26 protein-coding genes, 1 tRNA gene and 1 pseudogene are annotated in these 20,794 nt (G+C 72.7%); 13 read left to right on the top strand and 15 right to left on the bottom strand.

The genetic code is table 11. The features are described from left to right. Positions 1 to 57: 57 nt before the first annotated feature. The gene (locus CBZ_RS14405; RefSeq protein WP_130782202.1) at positions 58 to 1,581 is read left to right on the top strand and encodes a sensor domain-containing diguanylate cyclase; all 1,524 of its coding nucleotides are present in this window, start codon (positions 58 to 60) and stop codon (positions 1,579 to 1,581) included. Between the two features lie 43 nt (positions 1,582 to 1,624). Here CBZ_RS14405 and CBZ_RS14400 read toward each other — a convergent pair whose 3' ends face one another. The 4 genes from CBZ_RS14400 to CBZ_RS14385 form a co-directional block, all read right to left on the bottom strand. Beyond that, positions 1,625 to 2,371: a glycosyltransferase family 2 protein gene (locus CBZ_RS14400; protein WP_130782201.1), complete on the bottom strand. Its 747-nt coding sequence runs from the start codon at positions 2,369 to 2,371 to the stop codon at positions 1,625 to 1,627. Next, positions 2,368 to 2,937 carry a DUF2238 domain-containing protein gene (locus CBZ_RS14395; RefSeq protein ID WP_130782200.1) on the bottom strand — a complete coding sequence of 190 codons (570 nt, stop codon included), beginning with the start codon at positions 2,935 to 2,937 and terminating at the stop codon, positions 2,368 to 2,370. Before CBZ_RS14395 ends, CBZ_RS14400 begins: the two co-directional genes overlap by 4 nt. Before the next feature lie 103 nt (positions 2,938 to 3,040). After that, the gene (locus CBZ_RS14390; protein ID WP_373862182.1) at positions 3,041 to 4,333 is read right to left on the bottom strand and encodes an MFS transporter; all 1,293 of its coding nucleotides are present in this window, start codon (positions 4,331 to 4,333) and stop codon (positions 3,041 to 3,043) included. Between the two features lie 33 nt (positions 4,334 to 4,366). Next, entirely contained in the window at positions 4,367 to 4,918 is a 552-nt protein-coding gene (locus tag CBZ_RS14385; RefSeq protein ID WP_218022777.1) for a TetR/AcrR family transcriptional regulator, read from the bottom strand. 298 nt (positions 4,919 to 5,216) lie between these two features. On the opposite strand from CBZ_RS14385, the gene CBZ_RS14380 reads away from it, so the two are divergent. Next, the gene (locus tag CBZ_RS14380; protein ID WP_130782199.1) at positions 5,217 to 6,407 is read left to right on the top strand and encodes an adenosylhomocysteinase; all 1,191 of its coding nucleotides are present in this window, start codon (positions 5,217 to 5,219) and stop codon (positions 6,405 to 6,407) included. Positions 6,408 to 6,461: 54 nt separating this feature from the next. Here the strand turns inward: CBZ_RS14380 and CBZ_RS14375 are convergent, their stop codons facing one another. Further along, positions 6,462 to 7,232, bottom strand: coding sequence for a glycoside hydrolase family 16 protein (locus tag CBZ_RS14375; RefSeq protein WP_130782198.1), 771 nt, complete (start codon positions 7,230 to 7,232; stop codon positions 6,462 to 6,464). A gap of 127 nt (positions 7,233 to 7,359) precedes the next feature. Here CBZ_RS14375 and ppk2 point away from each other — a divergent pair, with 127 nt between their 5' ends. Continuing rightward, positions 7,360 to 8,268: a polyphosphate kinase 2 gene (ppk2, locus tag CBZ_RS14370; RefSeq protein WP_130782197.1), complete on the top strand. Its 909-nt coding sequence runs from the start codon at positions 7,360 to 7,362 to the stop codon at positions 8,266 to 8,268. A 12-nt stretch (positions 8,269 to 8,280) separates the two neighbouring features. On the opposite strand, the gene CBZ_RS14365 is transcribed toward ppk2, so the two are convergent. Next, a complete protein-coding gene (locus CBZ_RS14365; protein WP_130782196.1) occupies positions 8,281 to 8,727 on the bottom strand; it encodes a hypothetical protein in 447 nt (148 codons plus the stop codon). After that, entirely contained in the window at positions 8,724 to 9,278 is a 555-nt protein-coding gene (locus CBZ_RS14360; RefSeq protein ID WP_130782195.1) for an RNA polymerase sigma factor, read from the bottom strand. Before CBZ_RS14360 ends, CBZ_RS14365 begins: the two co-directional genes overlap by 4 nt. A 131-nt stretch (positions 9,279 to 9,409) precedes the next feature. Between CBZ_RS14360 and CBZ_RS14355 the strand changes: the two genes are divergently transcribed. From CBZ_RS14355 to CBZ_RS14330, 6 genes are read left to right on the top strand one after another with little or no spacing between them, the layout of a single operon-like run. Continuing rightward, positions 9,410 to 9,868 (top strand): Asp23/Gls24 family envelope stress response protein, encoded by a 459-nt coding sequence (locus tag CBZ_RS14355; RefSeq protein ID WP_130782194.1) that lies wholly within the window; start codon positions 9,410 to 9,412, stop codon positions 9,866 to 9,868. Then, the gene (locus CBZ_RS14350) at positions 9,865 to 10,284 is read left to right on the top strand and encodes a hypothetical protein (RefSeq protein WP_246013411.1); all 420 of its coding nucleotides are present in this window, start codon (positions 9,865 to 9,867) and stop codon (positions 10,282 to 10,284) included. Before CBZ_RS14355 ends, CBZ_RS14350 begins: the two co-directional genes overlap by 4 nt. A gap of 9 nt (positions 10,285 to 10,293) precedes the next feature. Beyond that, positions 10,294 to 10,473, top strand: a complete 180-nt coding sequence (locus CBZ_RS14345; protein ID WP_130782193.1) for a hypothetical protein — start codon at positions 10,294 to 10,296, stop codon at positions 10,471 to 10,473. After that, positions 10,466 to 10,819: an Asp23/Gls24 family envelope stress response protein gene (locus CBZ_RS14340; RefSeq protein ID WP_130782192.1), complete on the top strand. Its 354-nt coding sequence runs from the start codon at positions 10,466 to 10,468 to the stop codon at positions 10,817 to 10,819. Before CBZ_RS14345 ends, CBZ_RS14340 begins: the two co-directional genes overlap by 8 nt. Next, the gene (locus CBZ_RS20990; protein WP_165446785.1) at positions 10,816 to 11,391 is read left to right on the top strand and encodes a DUF6286 domain-containing protein; all 576 of its coding nucleotides are present in this window, start codon (positions 10,816 to 10,818) and stop codon (positions 11,389 to 11,391) included. The genes CBZ_RS14340 and CBZ_RS20990 overlap by 4 nt, the downstream gene beginning before the upstream one ends. Further along, a complete protein-coding gene (locus CBZ_RS14330) occupies positions 11,388 to 11,966 on the top strand; it encodes a hypothetical protein (RefSeq protein ID WP_130782191.1) in 579 nt (192 codons plus the stop codon). The genes CBZ_RS20990 and CBZ_RS14330 overlap by 4 nt, the downstream gene beginning before the upstream one ends. Before the next feature lie 726 nt (positions 11,967 to 12,692). On the opposite strand, the gene CBZ_RS14325 is transcribed toward CBZ_RS14330, so the two are convergent. Continuing rightward, complete coding sequence (locus CBZ_RS14325; protein WP_130782190.1) at positions 12,693 to 13,457, bottom strand: hypothetical protein; 765 nt, start codon at positions 13,455 to 13,457, stop codon at positions 12,693 to 12,695. Between the two features lie 57 nt (positions 13,458 to 13,514). On the opposite strand from CBZ_RS14325, the gene CBZ_RS14320 reads away from it, so the two are divergent. Then, complete coding sequence (locus tag CBZ_RS14320) at positions 13,515 to 13,787, top strand: hypothetical protein (RefSeq protein WP_130782189.1); 273 nt, start codon at positions 13,515 to 13,517, stop codon at positions 13,785 to 13,787. Between the two features lie 221 nt (positions 13,788 to 14,008). On the opposite strand, the gene CBZ_RS14315 is transcribed toward CBZ_RS14320, so the two are convergent. Further along, positions 14,009 to 14,932: a hypothetical protein gene (locus CBZ_RS14315; RefSeq protein WP_130782188.1), complete on the bottom strand. Its 924-nt coding sequence runs from the start codon at positions 14,930 to 14,932 to the stop codon at positions 14,009 to 14,011. A gap of 467 nt (positions 14,933 to 15,399) precedes the next feature. Here CBZ_RS14315 and CBZ_RS14310 point away from each other — a divergent pair, with 467 nt between their 5' ends. The 3 genes from CBZ_RS14310 (at position 15,400) to CBZ_RS14300 (ending at position 18,050) form a co-directional block, all read left to right on the top strand. Next, positions 15,400 to 16,593: a competence protein CoiA family protein gene (locus CBZ_RS14310; protein ID WP_130782187.1), complete on the top strand. Its 1,194-nt coding sequence runs from the start codon at positions 15,400 to 15,402 to the stop codon at positions 16,591 to 16,593. Between the two features lie 276 nt (positions 16,594 to 16,869). Next, positions 16,870 to 17,352, top strand: a complete 483-nt coding sequence (locus CBZ_RS14305) for a Pycsar system effector family protein (protein WP_130782186.1) — start codon at positions 16,870 to 16,872, stop codon at positions 17,350 to 17,352. Positions 17,353 to 17,354: 2 nt separating this feature from the next. Beyond that, positions 17,355 to 18,050 carry an adenylate/guanylate cyclase domain-containing protein gene (locus CBZ_RS14300; protein ID WP_130782185.1) on the top strand — a complete coding sequence of 232 codons (696 nt, stop codon included), beginning with the start codon at positions 17,355 to 17,357 and terminating at the stop codon, positions 18,048 to 18,050. Here the strand turns inward: CBZ_RS14300 and CBZ_RS14295 are convergent. The 6 genes and pseudogenes from CBZ_RS14295 to CBZ_RS14270 form a co-directional block, all read right to left on the bottom strand. Then, on the bottom strand, positions 18,020 to 18,712 hold the full coding sequence (locus CBZ_RS14295; RefSeq protein WP_130782184.1) for a tyrosine-type recombinase/integrase: 693 nt from the start codon (positions 18,710 to 18,712) through the stop codon (positions 18,020 to 18,022). The genes CBZ_RS14300 and CBZ_RS14295 overlap by 31 nt on opposite strands. Next, positions 18,709 to 18,939: a helix-turn-helix transcriptional regulator gene (locus tag CBZ_RS14290; protein WP_246013409.1), complete on the bottom strand. Its 231-nt coding sequence runs from the start codon at positions 18,937 to 18,939 to the stop codon at positions 18,709 to 18,711. Before CBZ_RS14290 ends, CBZ_RS14295 begins: the two co-directional genes overlap by 4 nt. 160 nt (positions 18,940 to 19,099) lie before the next feature. Next, positions 19,100 to 19,172, bottom strand: a tRNA-Ala gene (locus CBZ_RS14285). Positions 19,173 to 19,247: 75 nt separating this feature from the next. Beyond that, positions 19,248 to 19,943 carry a histidine phosphatase family protein gene (locus tag CBZ_RS14280; protein ID WP_174768681.1) on the bottom strand — a complete coding sequence of 232 codons (696 nt, stop codon included), beginning with the start codon at positions 19,941 to 19,943 and terminating at the stop codon, positions 19,248 to 19,250. Then, positions 19,940 to 20,329, bottom strand: a complete 390-nt coding sequence (rsfS, locus tag CBZ_RS14275; protein ID WP_130782183.1) for a ribosome silencing factor — start codon at positions 20,327 to 20,329, stop codon at positions 19,940 to 19,942. The genes CBZ_RS14280 and rsfS overlap by 4 nt, the downstream gene beginning before the upstream one ends. A gap of 23 nt (positions 20,330 to 20,352) precedes the next feature. Further along, positions 20,353 to 20,794, bottom strand: a pseudogene (locus CBZ_RS14270) (hypothetical protein); the annotation flags it as partial.

Below are 20,794 nucleotides of genomic sequence, written 5' to 3'. Positions count from 1 at the left end.
CCCCTCCCCCTGAGCCGGTTCAGCCCTCGCCGCGCGTGACCGATAGAGGGAGAGGAGGTGCGCGTGCTCACGCTCGTCGAGGCCGTCTCGCTGCTCGCCGCTGTCGTGGCGACCGCGACCGGCATCCTCGTGCTGCGCCGGCGGCAGTCCTCTCCCCTGGCGCTGCCTCTGGCCGTCATGATGTTCGGCGCGTCGCTGTGGGCCACGGCCCGGGCGCTGCTGCCCGTCGCGGCACCGTCCCCGCCCGCGACCGTGACCCTGCACTTCCTCGTGTTCCCCGGCGCCGCGGCGGTCGCGGGCGCGACGTTCTGGTACTTCGTCGTGCTGTCGGGGCGGCGCCTGACACGACGGGGCGCCGCGCTGCTCCTGGTGCACCCGACGCTGCTGTTCGTCGTGCTCGTCGCCGACCCGTGGCACGAGGCGTTCCTGCACGTCGCCATCGAGGGCACGACGGTCGACGTGAGCGCCGGACCCCTCTACTGGGTGCACACCGCCTACTGCTACGCGCTGATCGCGACGGGCATCGTGCTGGCGCTCGGGGCGATGGTGCGCGCCGTCCCGCGGCACCGGCGCGTGTACGTGGTCGCGACGCTCGCCGCGACGATCCCGATGGTCGGCAACATCCTGACGACGCTCGTCGCGACACGGTCCGACGACCTGCACCTCACCCCGGTGTTCTTCCTGGTGAGCGCGGCGATCTGGTGGTGGGTCGAGCGGTTCGGCCAGCACAGCGCGACCGTCCCGGTGTCGACCCGTCAGGTCCTCGAGGTCCTGGAGGACGCCGTCGTCGTGCTCGACCCGCTCGGGCGCGTGCTCGACGCCAACCCCGCGGCCCGCACGCTGCTCGCCGGACCCGACGGGACCGGTCTGGACGACGGCACGACGGACGCGCCGTGGCGCGCCCACCTGGCCTCGGCACCCGCGGACGACCCCGGGACGCTCACCACGGCGTCGGGGACTGTGCTCGACGTGCGCGTCACGCCGATGACGGACGCCGTGGGTCGCGCCGCCGGGACGGTCGTGGTGCTGCGCGACGTCACGGAGCTGGAGCGGCTGCGCGCCGTGCTCGTCGACCAGGCGACCCGGGACGGGCTGACCGGCCTGCACAACCGCCGCGCGCTCGTGCAGCGGCTCGCGACGGCCGTCGAGGAGTCCACCTCGACCGGCCGCCCGCTGAGCGTGGTGCTGGTCGACGTCGACCACTTCAAGGCGGTCAACGACGAGCACGGCCACGCGGTGGGCGACCGGGTCCTCGTGGAGGTCGCCGGGGCGCTCGCGGCGGCGACCGGTCCGGGCGAGACGGCGGCCCGGCTCGGCGGCGAGGAGCTCGTCCTGCTGCTCCCCGGGATGACCGCCGACGAGGCCGCCGGGCGCGCGCAGGACCTGCGGGCCCGCGTCGGACGGATCGCGGTGCCGACGGCGTCCGCGCCGGTCCGCCCGACCCTGAGCGCAGGCGTCGCGGCGCTCGCGCCGGGGTGGTCGGCGGACGACCTGCTGCGCGCCGCGGACGACGCGATGTACGCGGCGAAGGCGGCGGGCCGGGACCGGGTCGCGCGCGCGAGCGAGCCGACACCGGCCTGACCACATCAGGCGCCGCGCGGCGGAGCCGACGCGGGCCTGATCGTCAGGCGTCCCGTGCCGGGCGTGCCAGCCGGACCGACCAGCGCTCCCACGGGGGCATCCGGGCCCAGTTGCGGTGCAGCGTCCGCCAGGCCCGGTCGAGCCGTCGACGGCGCTGCGCCCGCCCGCGCAGCGACCGCGCCGAGACGCCGACCCGGAGCGTCGAGTCGCGTCGGATCCGCCCGTGCGGGCCGAGCGCGAAGGCCAGGTCGAGGTCGTCGTGGACCTCGGGGTCGAGGCTGACCGTCGCGCGGGCCTCCAGCCAGGACCGGCGGCGGAACGCCATCGACGACCCCCACAGCGGTGGATGGCCGAGCGCGAGGTGCCCGAGCACGTAGTACGCGCCGAGGTAGACGCCCGACGTGGCCCGGCGGAGCCCGGTGGGCAGGTCGACGAACCGGCCGGACCCGGTGACCGCGTCGAGGTCCGGGTCGTCGGCGAGCACCTGCGTCAGCCGCTCGACCCACTGGGGGCCGGGGCGCGAGTCGGCGTCGAGGCGGGCGATGACGTCGCCCCGGACGCTGTCGTACCCGGCGGCGGCAGCGGCCGGGATCCCGCGTCGCGGCTCGGTGACCACGCGCGCACCCCACGCGGCGGCGACGGCGGCCGACGCGTCGGTCGACCCGTTGTCGACGACGACGACCTCGCACGGCGGCACGGTCTGCGCCGCGAGCAGGGCGAGGCAGGCGGCGAGGGGCTCGGCGTCGTCGCGGACCGGGATCACGACGGACACCGTCGGCAGCGCGCTCACGACGACCTGCCCCGCACGGCCGCGGACCGGACGACGAACGCCGCGACCACGCTGCCCGCGAGCCCCGCGGCGAGGTCGCCGACGGTGTCGCCGTAGCCGACCTGGATGCCGTCGTCGAGGAACGTGTGGCCGGCCCACTCACCGATCTCCCACAGCACGGCGGCGGTCGCCCCGGCGCCGACGACGACGACGGCGCCCGCCCAGCCGCCCGCGGCGCGCAGGTCGACCACGCCCGCCCTGCGCAGGACCAGCAGGGTCATGACCGCGACGAGCGCGGTCGCGACGGCGTGCACGACCACGTCGAGCCACGCCACCGCGGCGTACCAGTCGAGCTGCGCGGCCCACGCGGCGACGAGCAGCGTGGCGCCGTACGCCACGTCGACGGCGGCGGGGGCCCGGACGGCCCGCGGTACGACGGTGCCGCCGAGCACGAGCAGGAACAGCGCCGCCCCGACGACCCCCGAGCGCGCGGTGCCGACCAGGACGCTGGCCAGCGCGAGCACCCGCACGACGTCACCGGGGACGAGGACCGGGGCGCTCACCAGGGCAGGAGGGGCAGTCGTCATCGGGGTCGTCCTCGGCGGTCGGCTCGACGGGCGGTTTCCGGACCCCTCACGCCCGCCCATCCTCCGTCGCGGTCGCCGTTCCTGCTCGGCGACGACGCCGTCGTCAGGCGGCGCTGACCGGTGCGGACGGCGCCGCGGGCGTCAGGGGGCGGATCCTCGGGATGAACACCGCGGCGACTCCGACCATGACCAGGACGACGACGATCGCGCCGCGCAGCCCCCAGTGCTCGCCGAGGAGCCCGAGCACGGGCGGCCCGACGAGGAACGCGGCGTAGCCCGCGGTCGCCACCGCGCTGACGCGGCGCGCGGAGCCGACGGGGTCGTCGCCCGCGGCCGACAGCGCGACGGGGAACCCGAGCGAGGCACCGAGCCCCCACAGCACGACGCCTGCGCCGCCGAGGGCGGCGTTGGGTGCGAAGGCGACGGCCGCGATCCCGGTGGCCGCCAGGGCGGCGCTGGTGAGCAGCACCCGGGTCCGGCCGAACCGGTCGAGCAGCGCGCCGCCGGCGAAGCGGCCGACCGCCATGGCGCCGCCGAAGCCGGCGTAGATGAGCGCGCCGACGGTCGCGGTCAGGGCGAACCCGTCGACCATGATGAGCGGCAGCCAGTCGTTCGCGGAGCCCTCGGCGAGCGCCATGCCGAGGATGACGACGGCGATCGCGACCGTGCGAGGCTCCCGCCAGACCGACCCGGGCCGGTCGACGGCCTCCGCCGACGGACCGGTCTCGCGGGCCGACTCGCGGCCGGTCGCGGCCGGCAGGTTCACGACGAGCCAGACGGACGCCGCCGCGGTGACGGCCGCGGCCACGAGCAGGTGCACCGTCACGGGGAGGGCGACGGCGTTGGCGGCGAGGCCGGTCAGCCCTCCGACGAAGATGCCGAGGCTGTAGCAGCCGTGCAGGCTCGGCACGACGGTGCGCCGCATCTGCTGCTCGAGCGCGACGCCCTCGACGTTCTGCCCGATCTCGCCCGACCCCATGCCGTACCCGAACAGCGCGAGGCCGACCGCGACGAGCACGCCCGAGTGCGCGGCCGTCGCGAGCGCCACGGTCGCGACCCCGGCGACGATCGCGGTCATCCCCCACCGGACGACGAACCGCCCGCCGCGCCGGGCGACGAGCGCCCCGCCGACGGAGATCCCGACCATCGACCCGACGGACAGCCCCGCGATGATCAGGCCCATCTGGGCGGTACTCGCACCGGTCACGTCGCGGATGTCGGGGGTGCGGGTGACCCACGTCGCCATGGACAGGCCCGTGACGAAGAACGCCGCGAAGAGCGCCCCGCGCCATCGGTGGAGCGTGGCGACGGGCAGGGTGGCGGAGTCCGGTGCGGCGGGCTCGGTCGTCTGGTGCACAGGTGGGGCTCTCTCTGGGGTGGGGTGCGTGGCGGCGATGGGGGCCGGCGGCGCTCGGCGCCGCGGCGGTGGTCAGGCGGGGTCGGCGATGAGGCGGTAGACCGCCTGCCGGACCCGGGCGACGTCGAACGGCTCGGTGGAGATGTGGCTGTGCAGGACGAGCCCCTCCTGCAGGGCGTCGATCATCGGTGCGAGGTCGGCGTCGAAGTGCCGTTCGAGCGACCGTCGCGAGCGGAGCATCCACGCCTGCACGAGCTCGCGGTACCGGACGTCGCGGACCGCGAGCGCGTAGAGCTCGACCGAGAGCACCATCTCGGACGCGTAGCCCTCGCCCTGGGTCGCGACGATCTGCACGACGCCCTCGCGGGGGTCGGTGCCGGGCGGCAGGGACGCGAGGATCTCGTCGAACCGGGAGTGCATCGTGTCGGCGAGCAGCGAGAAGGCGGCGTAGACCAGCTCCTCCCGGCTCGGGAAGTGGTAGGTCATCGACCCGAGCGGGACACCCGCCCGCTCGGCGACGGCGCGGTAGGTCACGCCCGAGGCGCCGTGCTCGGCGACGACGTCGAGCGCGGCGCGCAGGATCCGGTCGCGCCGGTCCGGGTCCGAGCGGCGTACGCGCACCATGAGCCCTCCTCCTTTATCAGAACATCTGAATAGTAGCCCCACGCGGTCGCCGTCCGCGTGCCCGACGACCTGTCCGTCGTGGGGTGAGCGCCGGGGCGCCGCCGGCGCGACGAGTACCGTGTCCCGCATGGCGACAGCCCCCGCGCACCAGGTCCGGACCACCCGGTCCGTGCGCCGGTGCGCGCTCTACGGCGCCGACGAGACGCGGCGCGAGCTGCATCCGTAGGACCCCTCGGCAGTGCGACGCACGACGCGCACGGGCGCCCCCGCGCGCGACCACCCTGCCCAGGGAGCCCTCATGACCTCGACCCACCGCTTCCCGCTGCTCCCCCTCGCCCACCCCGGCACGACGTGGGCGACCCGCCACATGCCGCTGCTCGCGCGCACGTTCGACCAGGTCGGCGACGCGTTCGCCGGCCTGCACGTCGGCATCACCCTGCACGTCGAGCCGAAGACGGCCGTCCTGTGCCGCTGGCTCGTCGCCGCCGGTGCCCGGGTGACCGTGACCGGCAACCTCGGCACCACGCAGACCGACACCGCCGACGCCCTGCGGAGCATCGGCGTGACGGTCCTCGGGGGCCGCAGCGACACCGCCGACGAGCGCAGCGGCCACCTCCGCACGATCCTCGACGCGACGCCCGACCTGCTCCTCGACAACGGCGGCGAGCTCGTCGAGGGCGTCCTCGCGCGCGGCACCTGGCCCGGTCTGCGCGGCGCGACCGAGGAGACCACGACCGGCGGCCTGCGCCTGCGCGCCCTGCCCACCACTCCCGGCTTCCCGGTCGTCGTCATCAACGACTCACGCCTCAAGCTGCTCGTCGAGAACGAGTACGGCGTGGGCCAGAGCGTCGTGCAGGGCTTCATGAACGCGACCAACCTCATGCTGCCGGGCGCACGGGTCGGCGTCGTCGGCTACGGCCCCTGCGGCCGCGGCACCGCCGACACCCTGCGCAGCCTCAACGCCGTCGTCCAGGTCGCGGACATCGACCCGTTCCGCGCCCTCGAGGCCGTCATGGCCGGCCACGTGGTCAGCGACCTGCCCACGCTGCTGCGCACGTGCGACGTCGTCTTCCTCGCCACGGGCGCCCGCTCGGTCGTCGGCACCGCCGAGATCGCCCTGCTCCGCGACGGCGCCACCCTGGTGGGCGTCGGCCACGAGGGCCTCGAGCTCGACCCCGACGCCCTCTCCGCCGCGACCGCCCGCACGGTCGTCCTCTCGCCCGACGGCGGCGACGCCGACGCCCGCGTCGTGCACCACCTCCACGACGGCCGCTCCGTCGTCGTCCTGCACCGCACCCGGATGATCAACCTCACCGCCGCCCTCGGGAACCCCATCCAGGCGATGGACCTCGGCCTCGCGCTGCAGGCCCGCAGCCTCGCGGCCATCGCGACGGGCGAGGCGTCGTGGTCGGGCATCGAGCCCGTGCCGGCCGAGATCGACCGCGTCCTCGCCACCGACCTCGTCGACCTGCTCACCCGCCGCGGCTGAGCCCGCCGGAGCGGGGCGCGGCCGGTGCCCCGCTCCGGCCGCTCGGGGTCAGGGTCAGCCGTGCCCGCGGACGCGGTCGACCGCCAGCAGCGGGACGGCGTCACGGTCGTCGACGCCGGCGCGGTCGGGGAAGTCGAAGACCGCCAGCATGAGCTGGAGCGGGTAGGTCGGAGGGGCCGCGCACGTGCGGACGACCTCGCCGTCGACGGTGGTCCGCAACGTCGAGCCGTCCCACCGGGCGCCGTAGGTGTGCCACCGCGCGACGTCGATGCCGAGCCGTGGCGCCGCGAAGTCCTCGACGACGTCAGGGTCCCGGAACCGGTGCAGGCCGCTCCCGACGGCGGCCGAGCGCCCACGCGGGTCGACCGCGTCGCCGAACACCTCGAACACGCAGATCTCCGCGCTCCTCTCCGGCTCGTCCTCGAGACCGATCAGCCACCCCGACACCATCGACCGTCCCGTGAGGTCGGCGCGCGCGCGGATCTCGACCCAGCCCGGCCCCGGGGTCCAGCCCGCGAAGGCGGGCTGCTCCTCCCGGACGCGCACGCCGTCGCGGTACGGCTGCTGCCCCCGCGTGCTGCCGACGGGACCCGACCAGCTGCCGGACTGCACCGCGCTCACCCGCAACGCGGGCTCGTGGTCACCGGCGCACCACAGGCCCTGCGTCGGCGGGATGCTCAGCAGCAGCGACGAGTCACGCACCTCGTACGTCGCCTCGGACGCCGCGCGAGAGCTCCACGCCGGGAGGTAGTGCGGCGTCCAGACGGTGCCGTCCAGGTCCACGCCGTCGAAGTCGTCGTCCAGGTCCCCGCCCCGAGGTTGCATCCCGAGAGCGTCGCAGCCTCGGGAGCCCGGCGCCCGCGGGCGTGGCGTGCCGACCCGATCCGCAGACCGCAGACTCGAGGACGGCGCCGTCGGCGCCCGCCTGCCTGCCGAGCACCGAGGAGATCGCATGACCGTCGCCGACACGCCGCGAGACCTCCGGGAGTACATCGAGTACCTGCGCGACAGCGGCTACACCGTGCGGGACGGCCACACGCCCGACCCGGACCTCATCGACCCGCAGGGCAACCCGGTGTACACGTGGCGCGAGGGCTACCCCTACGAGGAGCTCATGGACCGCGACGTCTACGAGCTCGAGAAGTACCACCTCCAGGTCGAGCTGCTGAAGTTCCAGTACTGGCTCGAGGACAACGACCGGCGCGCGGTCATCCTGTTCGAGGGCCGCGACGCGGCGGGCAAGGGCGGCACGATCAAACGGTTCACGGAGCACCTCAACCCCCGCACCGCACGCGTCGTCGCACTCTCCAAGCCGAGCGACCGCGAGCGCGGGCAGTGGTACTTCCAGCGGTACGCCCAGCACCTGCCCACCGCCGGCGAGATCGTCATGTTCGACCGCTCCTGGTACAACCGCGCCGGCGTGGAGCGCGTCATGGGGTTCTGCGACGACGAGGAGTACACGACGTTCATGGCGCAGGCCCCGGCGTTCGAGCGGATGCTCGTCGAGTCGGGCATCCACCTGACGAAGCTGTGGTTCTCGGTGTCCCGGACCGAGCAGCGGACACGGTTCGCGATCCGCCAGCTCGACCCCGTGCGCCGGTGGAAGCTCTCCCCCATGGACCTGGCCTCGCTCGACCGGTGGGAGGACTACACGGCAGCGAAGGAGGCGATGTTCCGCTCCACGGACAAGCGGTACGCGCGATGGACGATCATCCGGTCGAACGACAAGAAGCGCGCGCGCCTCAACGCGATGCGCTTCTTCCTCGGTCAGTTCGACTACGAGGGCAAGGACGACGCCGTCGTCGGCACACCCGACCCCCGCCTGGTCATCCGGAGCAAGAACGAGCCCACGGGCGAGTGACGTCGGCGGCGCTCACAGCGCGCGCGGGTCGGACGTCACGTCGCCGACGGAGACGTCGACCGCGACGCGGTGGTCGGGGGGCGTCGCCAGCCCCAGCGTCGCGGCCACCGCCTCGGCCGCCGCGGTCCGGACGCGCCCGGCGAGCGGGACCAGAGGGGTGCCGTACAGCGCGACGACCTCGACGGTCAGCCGGTCGAGCCGACCGTCGGGTGTCGTGGTGCACGCGATCCGCAGGGGCCCGGCGTCGGGGACCCGGGCGAGCGCGGCGCGCACCTGGGACACGACGACGGAGGACGCGACCCACAGCTCACCGCCGGGCAGGTGACCGCGGACGGGGGCGGACGACCGGAACGCGCGGGTGGCGAGCGCGACCACGTCGTCGCGCAGGGCGACCCATCCGGCGTCGGTGTGCTCGCGCAGGAGCCGGGTGGCGTGATCGACGAGCTGCTCACCATTCATCGCCACGCCTCCATCCGCCGGATCAGGTGGGCCCGCGCCCGGTGGAGCTGGCCGCGCACCGTGCTCGCGGTGGTGCCGGACACCTCCGCGATCTGCTCGTACGACAGGCCCTCCACCTCCCGCAGCAGCCACGTCGAACGCGGACCGGCCGGCAGCTCGAGCAGCGCGCGCTGGAGCGCGTCGAGCAGGTCGGTCCCCTCGGCGGACGACACCGGGTCGACCGCGCCCCCGTCGACCTCCTCCTGCGGGGCGAAGGGCAGCGGCAGCGCCATCCGGGCTCTCCTGCGCTGCCACGATCGCACCTTGTGCGCGGTGATGGCGAACAGCCAGGTCCGCAGGGTCGAGCGTCCGGCGAAGTGGGGCAGCGAGGTCCACGCCGCGGCGAACGCCTCCTGGACGCAGTCCTCGGTGTCGCTCGCGTCGTCGAGCATCCGCCGGGCATACCGGTAGAGCGCCGGCCCGTGCCGGTCGACGACCGACTCGAACGCACCACGGTCCCCCAGTGCGGCACGCCGGGCCAGCACCTCGTCGGAGGGTTCCTCGTCGTCCATCCCGGGCACTGTCCGTCCGTCTCGCTGCCGCCGTCGCACCGCGTGTGATGTACATCACACTGCCACGGCGTGACGGATCCACACGCCCAGCGACCAACTCCGTGACACCGACGAGTCGAGAGAGGTCCACCATGAGCGAGTCCCCGACGAAGACAGTCGCCACCTCACCGGCAGGCGCCAGGCAGAGCTCGCTGGTCACCCCCGAGGGCAGCACCACCATCGCCGACACCGTCGTCAGCAAGATCGCCGGGATCGCCGCAGGTGAGGTCACCGGCGTGCACGCGCTCGGCGGCGGGACCGCGCGAGCCATCGGGACGCTGCGCGAACGCATCCCCGGCGCACGCACCAACCACTCCCAGGGCGTCTCCGTCGAGGTCGGCGAGACCGAGGCAGCCGTCGACCTCGACCTCGTCGCCGAGTACGGGGTGTCCATCGCCGACCTCGCCAACGGCATCCGACGCAACGTCATCAGCGCCGTCGAGCGCATGACCGGCCTGCACGTCGTCGAGGTCAACGTCGCCGTCAACGACGTCCACCTGCCGCAGGACGACGCACCGCCGCCCGCCCCGCAGGAGCAGCGGGTCCAGTGACCGAGCACGACATGCCCGGACCGGCGAGACAGCCGGCCGGCCCCGACCCGGGACACCCCACGCCCCTGAGCGTCGCCGCGAGCCACACCGCGACGGCCCCCGTCGTCGTGGTCCCCGGCGGCCGGACGGTCCCCGACCTCGAGCCACCCTCGCTCGCCGAGGTCGTCGCCGCCGCGGCGCTCGCCGTCCCGGGCGTCGTCCGTCTGCACGGCGGCCGCTTCGGCGAGCTCGGCACCTACCTGCCCGGCCGTCGGGTGACGGGCGTCCGGATCGACGACGCGGGCACCGAGGTCCATGTCGTCGTCTCCGACGTCGCCCCCATCCCCCGCACCGCCGCCCAGGTCCAGCGCGCCGTCTCCGCCATCGCCCCGATGCCCGTCCGGGTCCACGTCGAGGACATCGACACCGTCGTCTGAGGAGCCACCATGTCGTCCGTCGCCATCGGCCTGTTCGCCGGCCTCCTGCTCGCGCTCGTCGCCGCCGTCGGCGGGTTCAGCATGTTCCTGCTCGCACTGGTCCTCGCGGGCGTCGGGGTGCTCGTCGGCCTCGTCGTCGACGGCAAGGTCGACCTCACCGCGATGGTCACGGGGCGGGGCCGTGGCTGACCCACGCGGCACCCTGACCATCGCCGACCGGGCACTGACCCGCATCACGCGACAGGTCGCTCTCGACGTCCCCGGCGTCGCACCCGAGGACGCCGGCACCGTGGAGCGCACGCTCGGCCGTGGCTACCCCCGCGTGCACTGGCAGCGCGCCGGCGACCGCGCACGCGTCGAGGTCGAGGTCGCGATCACCTGGCCCGCGTCCGCCACGACCGTCACGCGGGCCGTCCAGGAGGCCGTGCACCGCGAGCTGGGACGCCTCGCCGACCAGGACGTCCTCGCCGTCAGCGTCGCCGTGCGCGACGTCGTGCGACCCACCGCGGCGCCACCGAGGGCGAGGGTGCGATGACCACCGTCGACACGCCCGCCGCGTTCACACCCGCGCCCGCAGCGACGCGAGCCGGCCGTGTCGCCTGGTGGGGCATCGTCCTGGCGGTGCTCACGGTCGCCCTCGGCGTCCTGGTGCTCCGGGAGGCCCTCGTCGCCGCCGACGCCCTCGACGGAACGCCGTGGCTCGCCCCCGCGGTCGACAGCGTCGACGGCCTCGGCCCGTCCACCGCCCTCATGGTCGCCGGGGCGCTCGTCGCGCTGCTCGGCGTCTGGCTCGTCGCCGTCGCGTTCGGCCGACGGGTCCGGACCCGTCTCCCCGTCACCTCGTCCGCGGGCACGACGATCGGCGTCAACGACCTGGCCCGGCTCGCCGCCGCGGCAGCCGACGACGTCGACGCCGTCCTCTCCGCACGGGCGAGCGCCACACGGAAGTCGGTGACCGTCACCGTGACGACCCTCGAGGGCGACGACGTGGCCGAGGCGGTCCGCACCGCGGTGCACGACCGGCTCGAACCCCTGGTCCACGCTCCGGCGGTGCGCGTCGTGACACGCGTGACCGCAGGCCTGCACGCGGCGGGCGACGCACGATGAGCCGCTCCGTGCTCGCGCTCGACCGCGTCGTCGTCCTGCTCCTCGGCCTCGTCCTCGTGGTCGGCGGCGTCGCAGCAGTCGGCTGGCAGACGGGACTCCTCGCCGACGCGTGGCCCGACGCCCCGGACGAGGTCCAGGTCGACACCACCACGCTCACCGACGCACCCGCCTTCGCGTGGCTGGCCGGAGCCGTCGGCGCCGCTCTCGTCATCCTCGGCACGTGGTGGCTCCTCGCCCATCTCCCCCGTCGCTCCGTCGGACCGCTGCGGCTGCCCGCCGGCGAGCAGCCCGGCCGCCTGGTGGTGGAGCCGGGACCCGCGGTCACCACCGCCGCCGACGTGCTCTCCGAGGACCCCACCATCCGGTCCGCACGCGGGGCGGTCGTCACCGACCGAGGGATGCAGGTCGTCCGGCTGCGGGCCACCGTGAACCCCGACGTGGACCTCCACGCCGCCGTCGGTGCCTGCGACCGGGTCCTCGCCGACCTGGCGCGGGTCCTGCCCGCCGACCAGCTGCGCTCCCGGGTCGAGCTGTCCGTCCTGCGACGCGGCGGGCCGGAGTCGCGCGTCCGTTAGGCGTCCGGAGCCGCCCCAGCGCGAGGGTCGGCAACGGGTCCCGAGAGCACCCGCCCCACCGCCGTCCGGCACACGGAAGAGGCCGTCCCCCCATGTGGAGAAACGGCCTCTGACCTGCTACTTCGGTGGAGCTGAGGGGACTCGAACCCCTGACCCCCTGAAGTACCGCATTGCAGATGGAAGGTCGCGCAGATCTCGGCGTTTCTCCGAGATCTTCGGCCTGACCTGGGCTGACGCCGGGATCTGAGGGCGTCGTCGACCCATCCTATGGCGCTGGATCGGTCCTCCTCGGGGCCCTTCGGTGCCGCAAAGTGTCCACTTCTTGTCCACTCCCGGCTCGGCTCGACGGGGAGCCGTCGCCCGGCAGAAGTCCGTGGCTCAACTCAGGGTCGAGCGACCCGGGCTGGCTGAGCGGACTTGTGGCGCACCAGCTCAGATCCGGCACGGAACTACACGCCTGGCGGTCTAGACGGCCCGGCGTGGCCAGCGCCGGCACGGGCGCACGGAGCCCCTCGGCACTCGCGAAACGTGCGCCCGCCGACGCGACATCGCCGGCCCCGCGCCCGTGCTGAGCACACCCCTGCCGGCCCGACTACCGCACCGTCGCACCGCCTCGCTCGATCGATCCAGGGGCGGGCAGAGATGCTGCCGAAGTAATCACTATGCCCGGATTAAGGGGCGGGTTGCACCGAGACAAGAACTCGCACCCGGGGCCGGGATCAGCGCTCAGGCGTCGGCTAGGACGTCGTCCTGAACAGATCGGTCGAAGTGCGCCTGCAAACTGGTCATCTTCTGCAGGTACCGGGCGCCCATCTGGAGGTGCGTGTAGGCCGTGTCCTCATCGACCACGGCCCCGGTCGGGTGCCCGGCATCGTTCCGCGTGATCCGCAGTAGCTCAGCTACAGCGTCCATCGTCAGGCTGTCTGCCAAGCCTTGAGGGAGGCCACCACGATGGGGTTCGAGGGCAGCGCGCAGCGCAGTGAAGCGGGCTGCTTGGGATGTGCGCGGGTTCTCCATCGCCTGCCGCAGTTTGGTGGCCGACGGTCCGAGCGCCTTGATCACGCTCCACGCGACGCCCTCGAACACCCGCTCCGACGCGACACCAAGCATGACCGAAGCCGCGAGATAGCACCGGGCGTTGAACGCCCGAAGCGCCTCCTCCACGTAATCCAGCGCCGCTGCGTCCAGGGGCGGCGTATGCTTCCGAAGACGACCGAGGTAGTTCTCGGCGTCGTGGGGGTCCCACGAGCCGCCGGTGGCCGCGGAGATACCGATCTTGCTGAGTCGCCACTCCCAGTTGTCCGGGCTGGGTTGCCGGTTGGGATACAGGTAGACGAGCCCCTCTGCCGCCAGTCCCCAGAGCACCTCCCACACCTCGTGCGCAGCGCAGCCGGTCTGCTGCACGAGAGGAGTAACCATGTACGCGTCGTTGAAGCGCGAGTCCGTCCCGGGGGTGGCTAGGTGCTGGAGCACCAAGGAGCGCAGGTCCATCGACCCAGGCTAGCCAGGACCGGCGGGCGGACCCTCGTGCCGTGGCACCCTGACCAGATGGCAGACGATGGCGGATGGCGCGACCGGATGACCCCCGAGGATCGGCGCGAGTTCACTTCTGCGACGGCCCGTTTCATGATCCTGCACAGCGAGGTGAAGTCGGTCGGGGAGGCAGCCATGCTCGAGCGCGACGTCGTGGCCCCCGAGGACCCGGCGCAAGCGCGGGACTACTTCAAGTCCCTGAGCGCGCACTACGCCAAGCTCGCCCGGTTGCACGCAGAGGTAGGGGACGTCACGGCGCGCATGGCAGCGATCCTCGACAACTACTAGACCGCGGTCGCGTCGCGCCCGAAAACGGGGCGTTCACGCACACCAGTCGCACCTCACGAGCACGCACCGGTACCAGTTTGGTCCACCGGTCGCGACGCTGGTGTGGAAGATCTCGGTGAGCCAAACCCCGCTCTCGCGTGCGGACTCCTGCAGGGCCCACGTAGCGGAGCAAAGCACGCCCGATCAGAGAAACCGGGCGACTACACCGAGCGAGGGCGCTACTAGCGTCCGGAGAGACCACGCATCCGGTTCCGGAAGTTGGCCCGGTCCTGTCGTGCCTTCGCACGCACGACGTCGATCGCCTCCCGAGCGACCGCCTTCGCCACCTCTTCGTGCGCGTCATCCCGGTATGTCTCGCCGGCGAGAACCGCTGCGCAGTAGGCGGGTCCGTGCTCCTCACACCACTGGGACGTGAGGATCTTGCCCTCACGCTCTGCGTCTTCGCACGGAACGTGATCCAACGTTACGTCCTGCCAGATCGATGCACTGGAGGCGCCGTGGGGGCAGGACACTGCGAGGTAGTCATTGCTGCTCGCCCAGTCCCAAATCGAGCCCGCGACGAGCATCTGATGCCGATCGGCCTGTTGCGCGGCCTTGACCGCGTAGTTGACAGCACGCCCCGCCCACACTGGCTCCTGGTGCTCACTGCGCGGTACGCCGACGCGCTTGACCAGGACCGGGCTCGCAGCCACTCCGACCTTCAGCCCTGTCTCCGGGAGACTGTCGGGCCACTTGTTCTCCAGTCGCGTGACAAGGTGGCGCGCGCTGAACGTCTTGATCGTGATGCCAGCGCACACCGCCCGCTCGAAGCGGCGCTCCCCCCAGAACAGCCCGAACGCCCCGTCCCCCTGGATCGCGACGAAGTCGGCATCGAACTCGTCGAAGATCTGCACCACCCCACCGGTGCTTGCCTCATAGATGCTGGCGATCGACGCCGGCTGCTTGTTCAGCCCGATCCGCGTCGAACTCTTCAAGTCCGCGACTACGGCTACGACCTCATCAACACGGTGCCACCGTCGCACCGCGATCGGGAGGTCGTCGACGTCGAGCGCATCACCCTTCTCCACGACCTCTGGCATGTGCGATAGCTCGTCCGCGACATCGCCGTCCACATCAGTGAGTAGCGCCTGCAGGTCCACCGTCACCGCGCCCTCCATCGTCTACGTCGCCGGGTCCCACAACTTGCAGGAGCGAGTGTTCCAGGAGGCCCGCTGATGACGATGTGTCCGCGCCGCATCGCCAGATACACGGGCCGTTCCTCGGGTGACGTCGCCGCCGTGCCGCAGAGGTGTGGGCCGGGGTCGACACGGCGGCACGACGCGCCTGGTGTCGGCCGCCCGCGCCCCAGCAGGCTCGCCTGGCCCGGCGGCCGCTCACCCCGCACCTCGAGCTGCGGGGGCGTCAGCGGTTCGTCGGTCTGCGCACCTCCACTGCCATGCGAGGTGTCGTTCCGCCGCGCGGACTGACCTTCACAGGCGTGGCCGCGCCTTGACGAAAACGGCCCGCGAGGTCACGTGCAGGTAGGGCCATGCGGGTGAACCCGAACCTCGCATTCGGACGAAGTCGTGCGAAGCGGCGGGTCGTTGTCGCACCTGGGCACTAGACGGACTTCATGGCTTCGAACGACCTGCGGCATGCCGTCACGGATGGCCCCACCGGCACGGCGAGCGTGGTCGCCCCTCCGGACCACGACGCCGCGGCGCGGCTGAAGTCGGCGCACCGGACGTTCTGGTGCACGACGCAGGCCAGCGGGTGCGGCGGGATCCTCGACCTGCACGTCGGGACCGTCCGAATCCCGCACTTCCAGCACCGCCGTGACGCCTCAGCCTGCGCGCTGACCACCCGAGACGCAGGGCCGGCGTACGCCCATCTCGCCTACCAGCGCGAGCTCGGCGCATGGCTCGCAGGCCAGGGCTTCGAGGCGACGATCGAGCACCGGTTCAACGACGCCGGACGTGCCGACCTGCACGTCCTGGTGGAGGGCGTCGCGCACACGCTCGAGGTGCAGCTGACCGACCTCGGCGCGCATGCCTGGCAGGACCGCGACGCTCGGTACCGGGCGCAGGTCGACCAGGTGACCTGGCTGCATGGGTCGGCCTCGACGACCACGGCGAGGACCGAGCGCGTGGCGCGTGACTACGCGCTTCGGATCGGCCGTGACGACGACGGCGTGCGGGTCGGGGTCGACACCACCGGGGTCGACGACTCCACGGCCTGGGCGAACCTCGACGAGTGCCGGATCACCCCTGCCGGGCTGTGGACTCCACACCTGGAGACCGCGCTGCAGAAGCTGGCTGAGGACCGCGCGGAGGAGGCGCGGCGACGGGCGGCCGAGGAAGCCGAGCGCGCGCGCCGCGCGGCCGAGGAAGCGGCAGGCCGCGCGGAGCGTGAACGCGAGCAGCAGGAGGCACGCACCCCCCGGCGCGCGGCCGACCTCGCGTCGTCGACAAGTCGGCCGCCGATGAGCGAGCGGGCGTACGTCGTCCCCGCGCCGGGCATGCGCACGACCGCGGACTGGCGCCGGATCCAACCTGACCTGCCCCTGTGGGGGCCCGACCACCCCGGCTGGGCGTGGCTGCGCGAGTATCCCGTCGAGCACCACGAAGCGGGCATGTACCTCGCCATGACGGTGATGCCCTTGTACGCGCGCGGCGCCTACTCGATGCTTGCCAACCCGGACCTTCCCTCGGAGATCGCGCACGCGATGGTCGAGGACATGACCGCGGCCGGCTGGCTCTACGAAGACACACGCGGAGCCCGCGAACCGATGTGGGCGCGCGGCGGGGGTGCACCAGGGTCGAAGTAGCCCGGTTATCGACGCCGCCACAGGTCCGCTCGACGCGGACTTGCGAGCGGCCGCCGCGACCGAGCCCCGGGAGCGGGCGCCATCGACGACGTCGCCGGCCTGGCCGCCGTCCGGCTCGGCCCGGTGCGCGTGGCTTCGCCGCAGGCGGAGACCGCGACGTCGATGTCGAGTCGCGTGTTCACCCTGCGCGACGAGCCCACATGACCCCCGACGCCCAATAGCGTGCGGGTCATGAGACGCGATCCACGCGAGCACCGCGATGAAGTGGAGCGAACCATGCTCGCCGAGGCACGAGCCGAGGTCGGTGTCGCGGACTTCAAGGCGTCGATGGTCCTGGCCGCGCTTGGGATCGGGTTCACCGCCGTGCTCGCCGGCCTGATCGCGGACGACTGGAGCCCGTCGGACCTCCGCGTGCCCGGGCGCATCGTCTGGTGGGTCGGCGCTGCGGCCGCGATGACGTCGATCGGCTGCGCCGCTGCTGCGGTCTGGCCCCGGTACGTGAAGGCGGACGTCAGCGGTGGCATCCACTACTGGGGACACGTCGCCACGTTCCGGCGGCTCGAGGATCTCGCCGCTGCGCTTGACGGCGTTCCGCGGTCCGAGCGCGGTCGAGCGCGAACCCGCCACCAACTGTGGCGTCTCTCGCTGATCGTCAGCCGCAAGTACACGCTCTTGCGCTGGGCAATTCTTCTCGCTAGTGGTTCCATCGGTCTATTCCTGCTCGCGGTTGCACTAGGTCAACACCCAACGAAGGGATAGCAATGGCGCTCCAAGGTGAGCTAGAAACCTACGTCCAGAAGGTGTTCGCGGAGAGCTGGAGCGTCACCGATGGGCGCGTTGTACCCTCCACCACCGACATCGGACTGGGGAACGTTGGTCGCAAGCTCGACGCGACGGTGATCTACGCCGACTTGGCGGAGTCCACCGGTCTGGTCGCTAGTAAGAGGCCGGAATTCGCCGCCGAGGTATACAAGAGCTATCTTTACTGCGCGTCGAAGGTCATCACCTCGCTCGGCGGGTCGATCACGGCATTCGACGGCGATCGGGTCATGGGCGTCTTCCTTGGCGACGACAAGAATACGAAGGCGGCCAAGTGTGCGCTGCAAATCAACTGGACGGTCCGCGAGATAATTCAGCCCGCGCTCAAAGCGGTTTACAAGACCAGCACTTACACGGTAAAACAAAAAGTGGGTGTGGACTCCTCCGAGCTGCTCGTGGTCCGCGCTGGCATCCGAGGCAGCAACGACCTCATCTGGGTTGGGACAGCCGCGAACAACGCAGCGAAGATGGCCGCCCTGGACAAGGGCTACTCCTCCTACATCTCAGCCGCCGTCTACGGAATGCTCAATGACACCTCGAAGTACGGAGGCACGCCGAAGCGAGACATGTGGACCCGCATCCCGGTGTCGTCCCTGGGGTACACGGTCTACGGGTCCACCTTTTGGTGGTCGCTCTGACGGGAAGGAAGCGGATGCCCTAGCACCGTGCACCCATCGCGCACCGCTGTCGGTGGCTGGTGCGACGCTGCGAACATGGCCGCCCGCTCGACCAGTCGACCGCCGTCGTGGCGCATCGCCTTGTGGACGGTGTGCTTGGGCCGGTTCAGCGCCGAGGTGCCCTCGACAGGGTTACGTGCGATGCCGTCGTGCCTCAGCGCGAAGGCGAACATCTGGTTGAGCAGCGTGCGGGTGTGCTTCGCGCGCGACCAGGAGATCGCGGACTGGCTCTTGAGGAACCACTCGACGCGCCCGGTGGTGATCTCCCCGAGGGTGTAAGCCTCGAACGCCGGGCCCACGTGCAGTCGCAGGTCGTCGCGGTAGTTGTCCTTGGTCCCCTCGGAGATCTCCCGCATCGCCAGGTCCGCCAGCCACAGGTCGCACAGGTCGCCGAACGGGCTGGCGACGCTGAGCAGTCCCCCGCGGCCGTAGCCGGCGCGGTCGACCAGGCGCTCCTTGAGCCGCGCCCGCACGGCGCGCTCGCTGCCCGCGGTGGCGGTCACCTTGCGCAGCCGGCCGTCCAGGTCGCGGTAGCGAGTCAGGGCGCGGTAGCGAGTTCCGACGGCCGTGATGTTGATGTCGCCGAAGGTGCCGATGGCGGTGCGGGGGTGGCCGGCCGTCACGGGCGACCTCGTGGGGCGTGCCGCTCGGCGTCGGCGGCCTCCATGCGGGCCAGCCAGGCCTCGATCTCGCTCATCCGGAACCGCAGCTGACGTCCGACCCGAAAGCCCCGCGGGCCGCGGCCCTGGGAGCGCAGGTCGTAGAGCGCCTGCGGGTGGACCGACAGCAGGTCGGCGAGCTCGCTGATGGTCATCGCCGGCTCGGTGACCGACGGCATGTTGGTGTCCATGCCACCAGGTGTGCGCCGTGGTCCCAAGACGCGACCGGGGCGGCCCGAGGTGGGCCCAGAGACGTCGAGTGACGACGCCAAACTGTCCAATAAATGTCCCAAGGCCACGCCAGGCTCCTGTGTTCAGGATCCCGACGTGGCCTCTGACCTGCGTTTACGGTGGAGCTGAGGGGACTCGAACCCCTGACCCCCTGCATGCCATGCAGGTGCGCTACCAGCTGCGCCACAGCCCCGTTCCCGACCCACCGGAGCGGGTCGCACACCCTTGCGGGCGCTCGGAGAGTCTAGGACGAACCCCGGCCGAACTCCTAATCGGGGTCGCGCGTCTCCGCGTCGGCGCCGGACTCGTGGGCGTCGGGGCCGGCGTTCCAGTCGGACGACGCGTCGGTCGGGCCCAGGTTGTACCCGGTGAGGCGCCAGGTCGGCTGGCCGTCGAGCCGGGTCGAGGTGAGCTCGGTCCAGTGCGCGTTGAGCATGCCTGCGAAGGCGTGCAGACGGTCGCCGAGACCGAGCAGCCGCCCGACGGTCGAGCTGATCGCGGAGCCGTGGGAGACGACGACGAGGGTCGCGTCGGACCCGAGGGCCGCCGCGTGCTCGGCGACGGCGGCGCCGACGCGCTCCGCGACCTGCCCGCGCGTCTCGGCGCCGACGCCGGCGGGTTCGCCCCCGGCCCGCCAGGTCGCGAACTCCTCGGGCCAGCGGGCGACGATCTCGTCCCCCGTCAGGCCCTCCCAGATGCCGAACCCGCGCTCGCGCAGCCGTTCGTCGACGACGAGGTCGAGACCGGTGGAGCGGGCGAGGTACGCGGCCGTGTCGTGGGCGCGGCTGAGGTCGGACGTGACGATCGTGGTCGGCTCGTGCCGCGCGACGATCCGGGCGGCGGCGGTGCGGGCCTGCCAGCGGCCGACCTCGTCGAGCGGGATGTCGACCTGGCCCTGCAGCCGCGCGGCGGCGTTGTGGGCGGTGCGCCCGTGCCGCCAGAGCAGCATGCGCCCCGCGGTCACGCGTCGCCGCCCTCCCCGGTGGCGTGCACGTCGGGCGGCAGCTCGATGAGGGGGCAGTCCTTCCAGAGGCGCTCGAGCGCGTAGTAGACGCGGTCCTCGGCGTGCTGGACGTGCACGACGATCTCGCGGAAGTCGATGAGCACCCAGCGGCCCTGAGCCTTGCCCTCGCGGCGGATCGGCTTCGAGCCGAGCGTGAACAGCGCCTCCTCGACGGCGTCGACGATGGCGCCGACCTGCCGCTCGTTGGTGCCGGACGCGATGAGGAACACGTCGGTCAGGACGAGCTGCTCGCTGACGTCGAGCGCGATGATCTCCTGCGCCTTGAGGTCGGAGGCGGCACGGGCCGCCGCCACGGCGAGCTCGACGGCTCGTTCGGTCGCGGTCACAGGACTCCTCGGGGTAGGTCGGTTCAGGAAGACGTCGGCCCGGCGACCGCGGCGTCGACGCCCGCGGTCACGGTGCCCACGGCGGCGGACGCCGTCGGCTCGGTGGGCTGCGCCCGGTTCAGCAGCAGGACGATGAGGAAGCCGAGCACGAACGCGACGAGCGCGAGCACGATGAGGTGCAGCCACGTGTACGGGTGGCGCGGCCTCTCGTCGTCGTCCTCGTCCTCCTCGTCCCAGTCGTCGTGGTCGTCGGCGCTGCGCGCCGGGTCGGCACGCAACGGGTCGGGACGCAGCGGGTCGGGACGCTCGCCGAAGGGTGACGCGGCGGCAGGACCCGCGGGCTTCGCACCCCACGGGGTCGACGCCGCGGGTGCCGCGTGCGGCTCGGCGACGGGGGGCGCGGCGGCCGCGGCCGGTCCGGCTGGTGCGGTCGGCGCCGGCCACGCCGACGGGACGGTCGGGCGG

The sequence above is a fragment of the Cellulomonas biazotea genome, from assembly GCF_004306155.1.
GTDB lineage: Bacteria > Actinomycetota > Actinomycetes > Actinomycetales > Cellulomonadaceae > Cellulomonas > Cellulomonas biazotea.
This window is presented reverse-complemented; position numbering and strand designations above follow the sequence as displayed.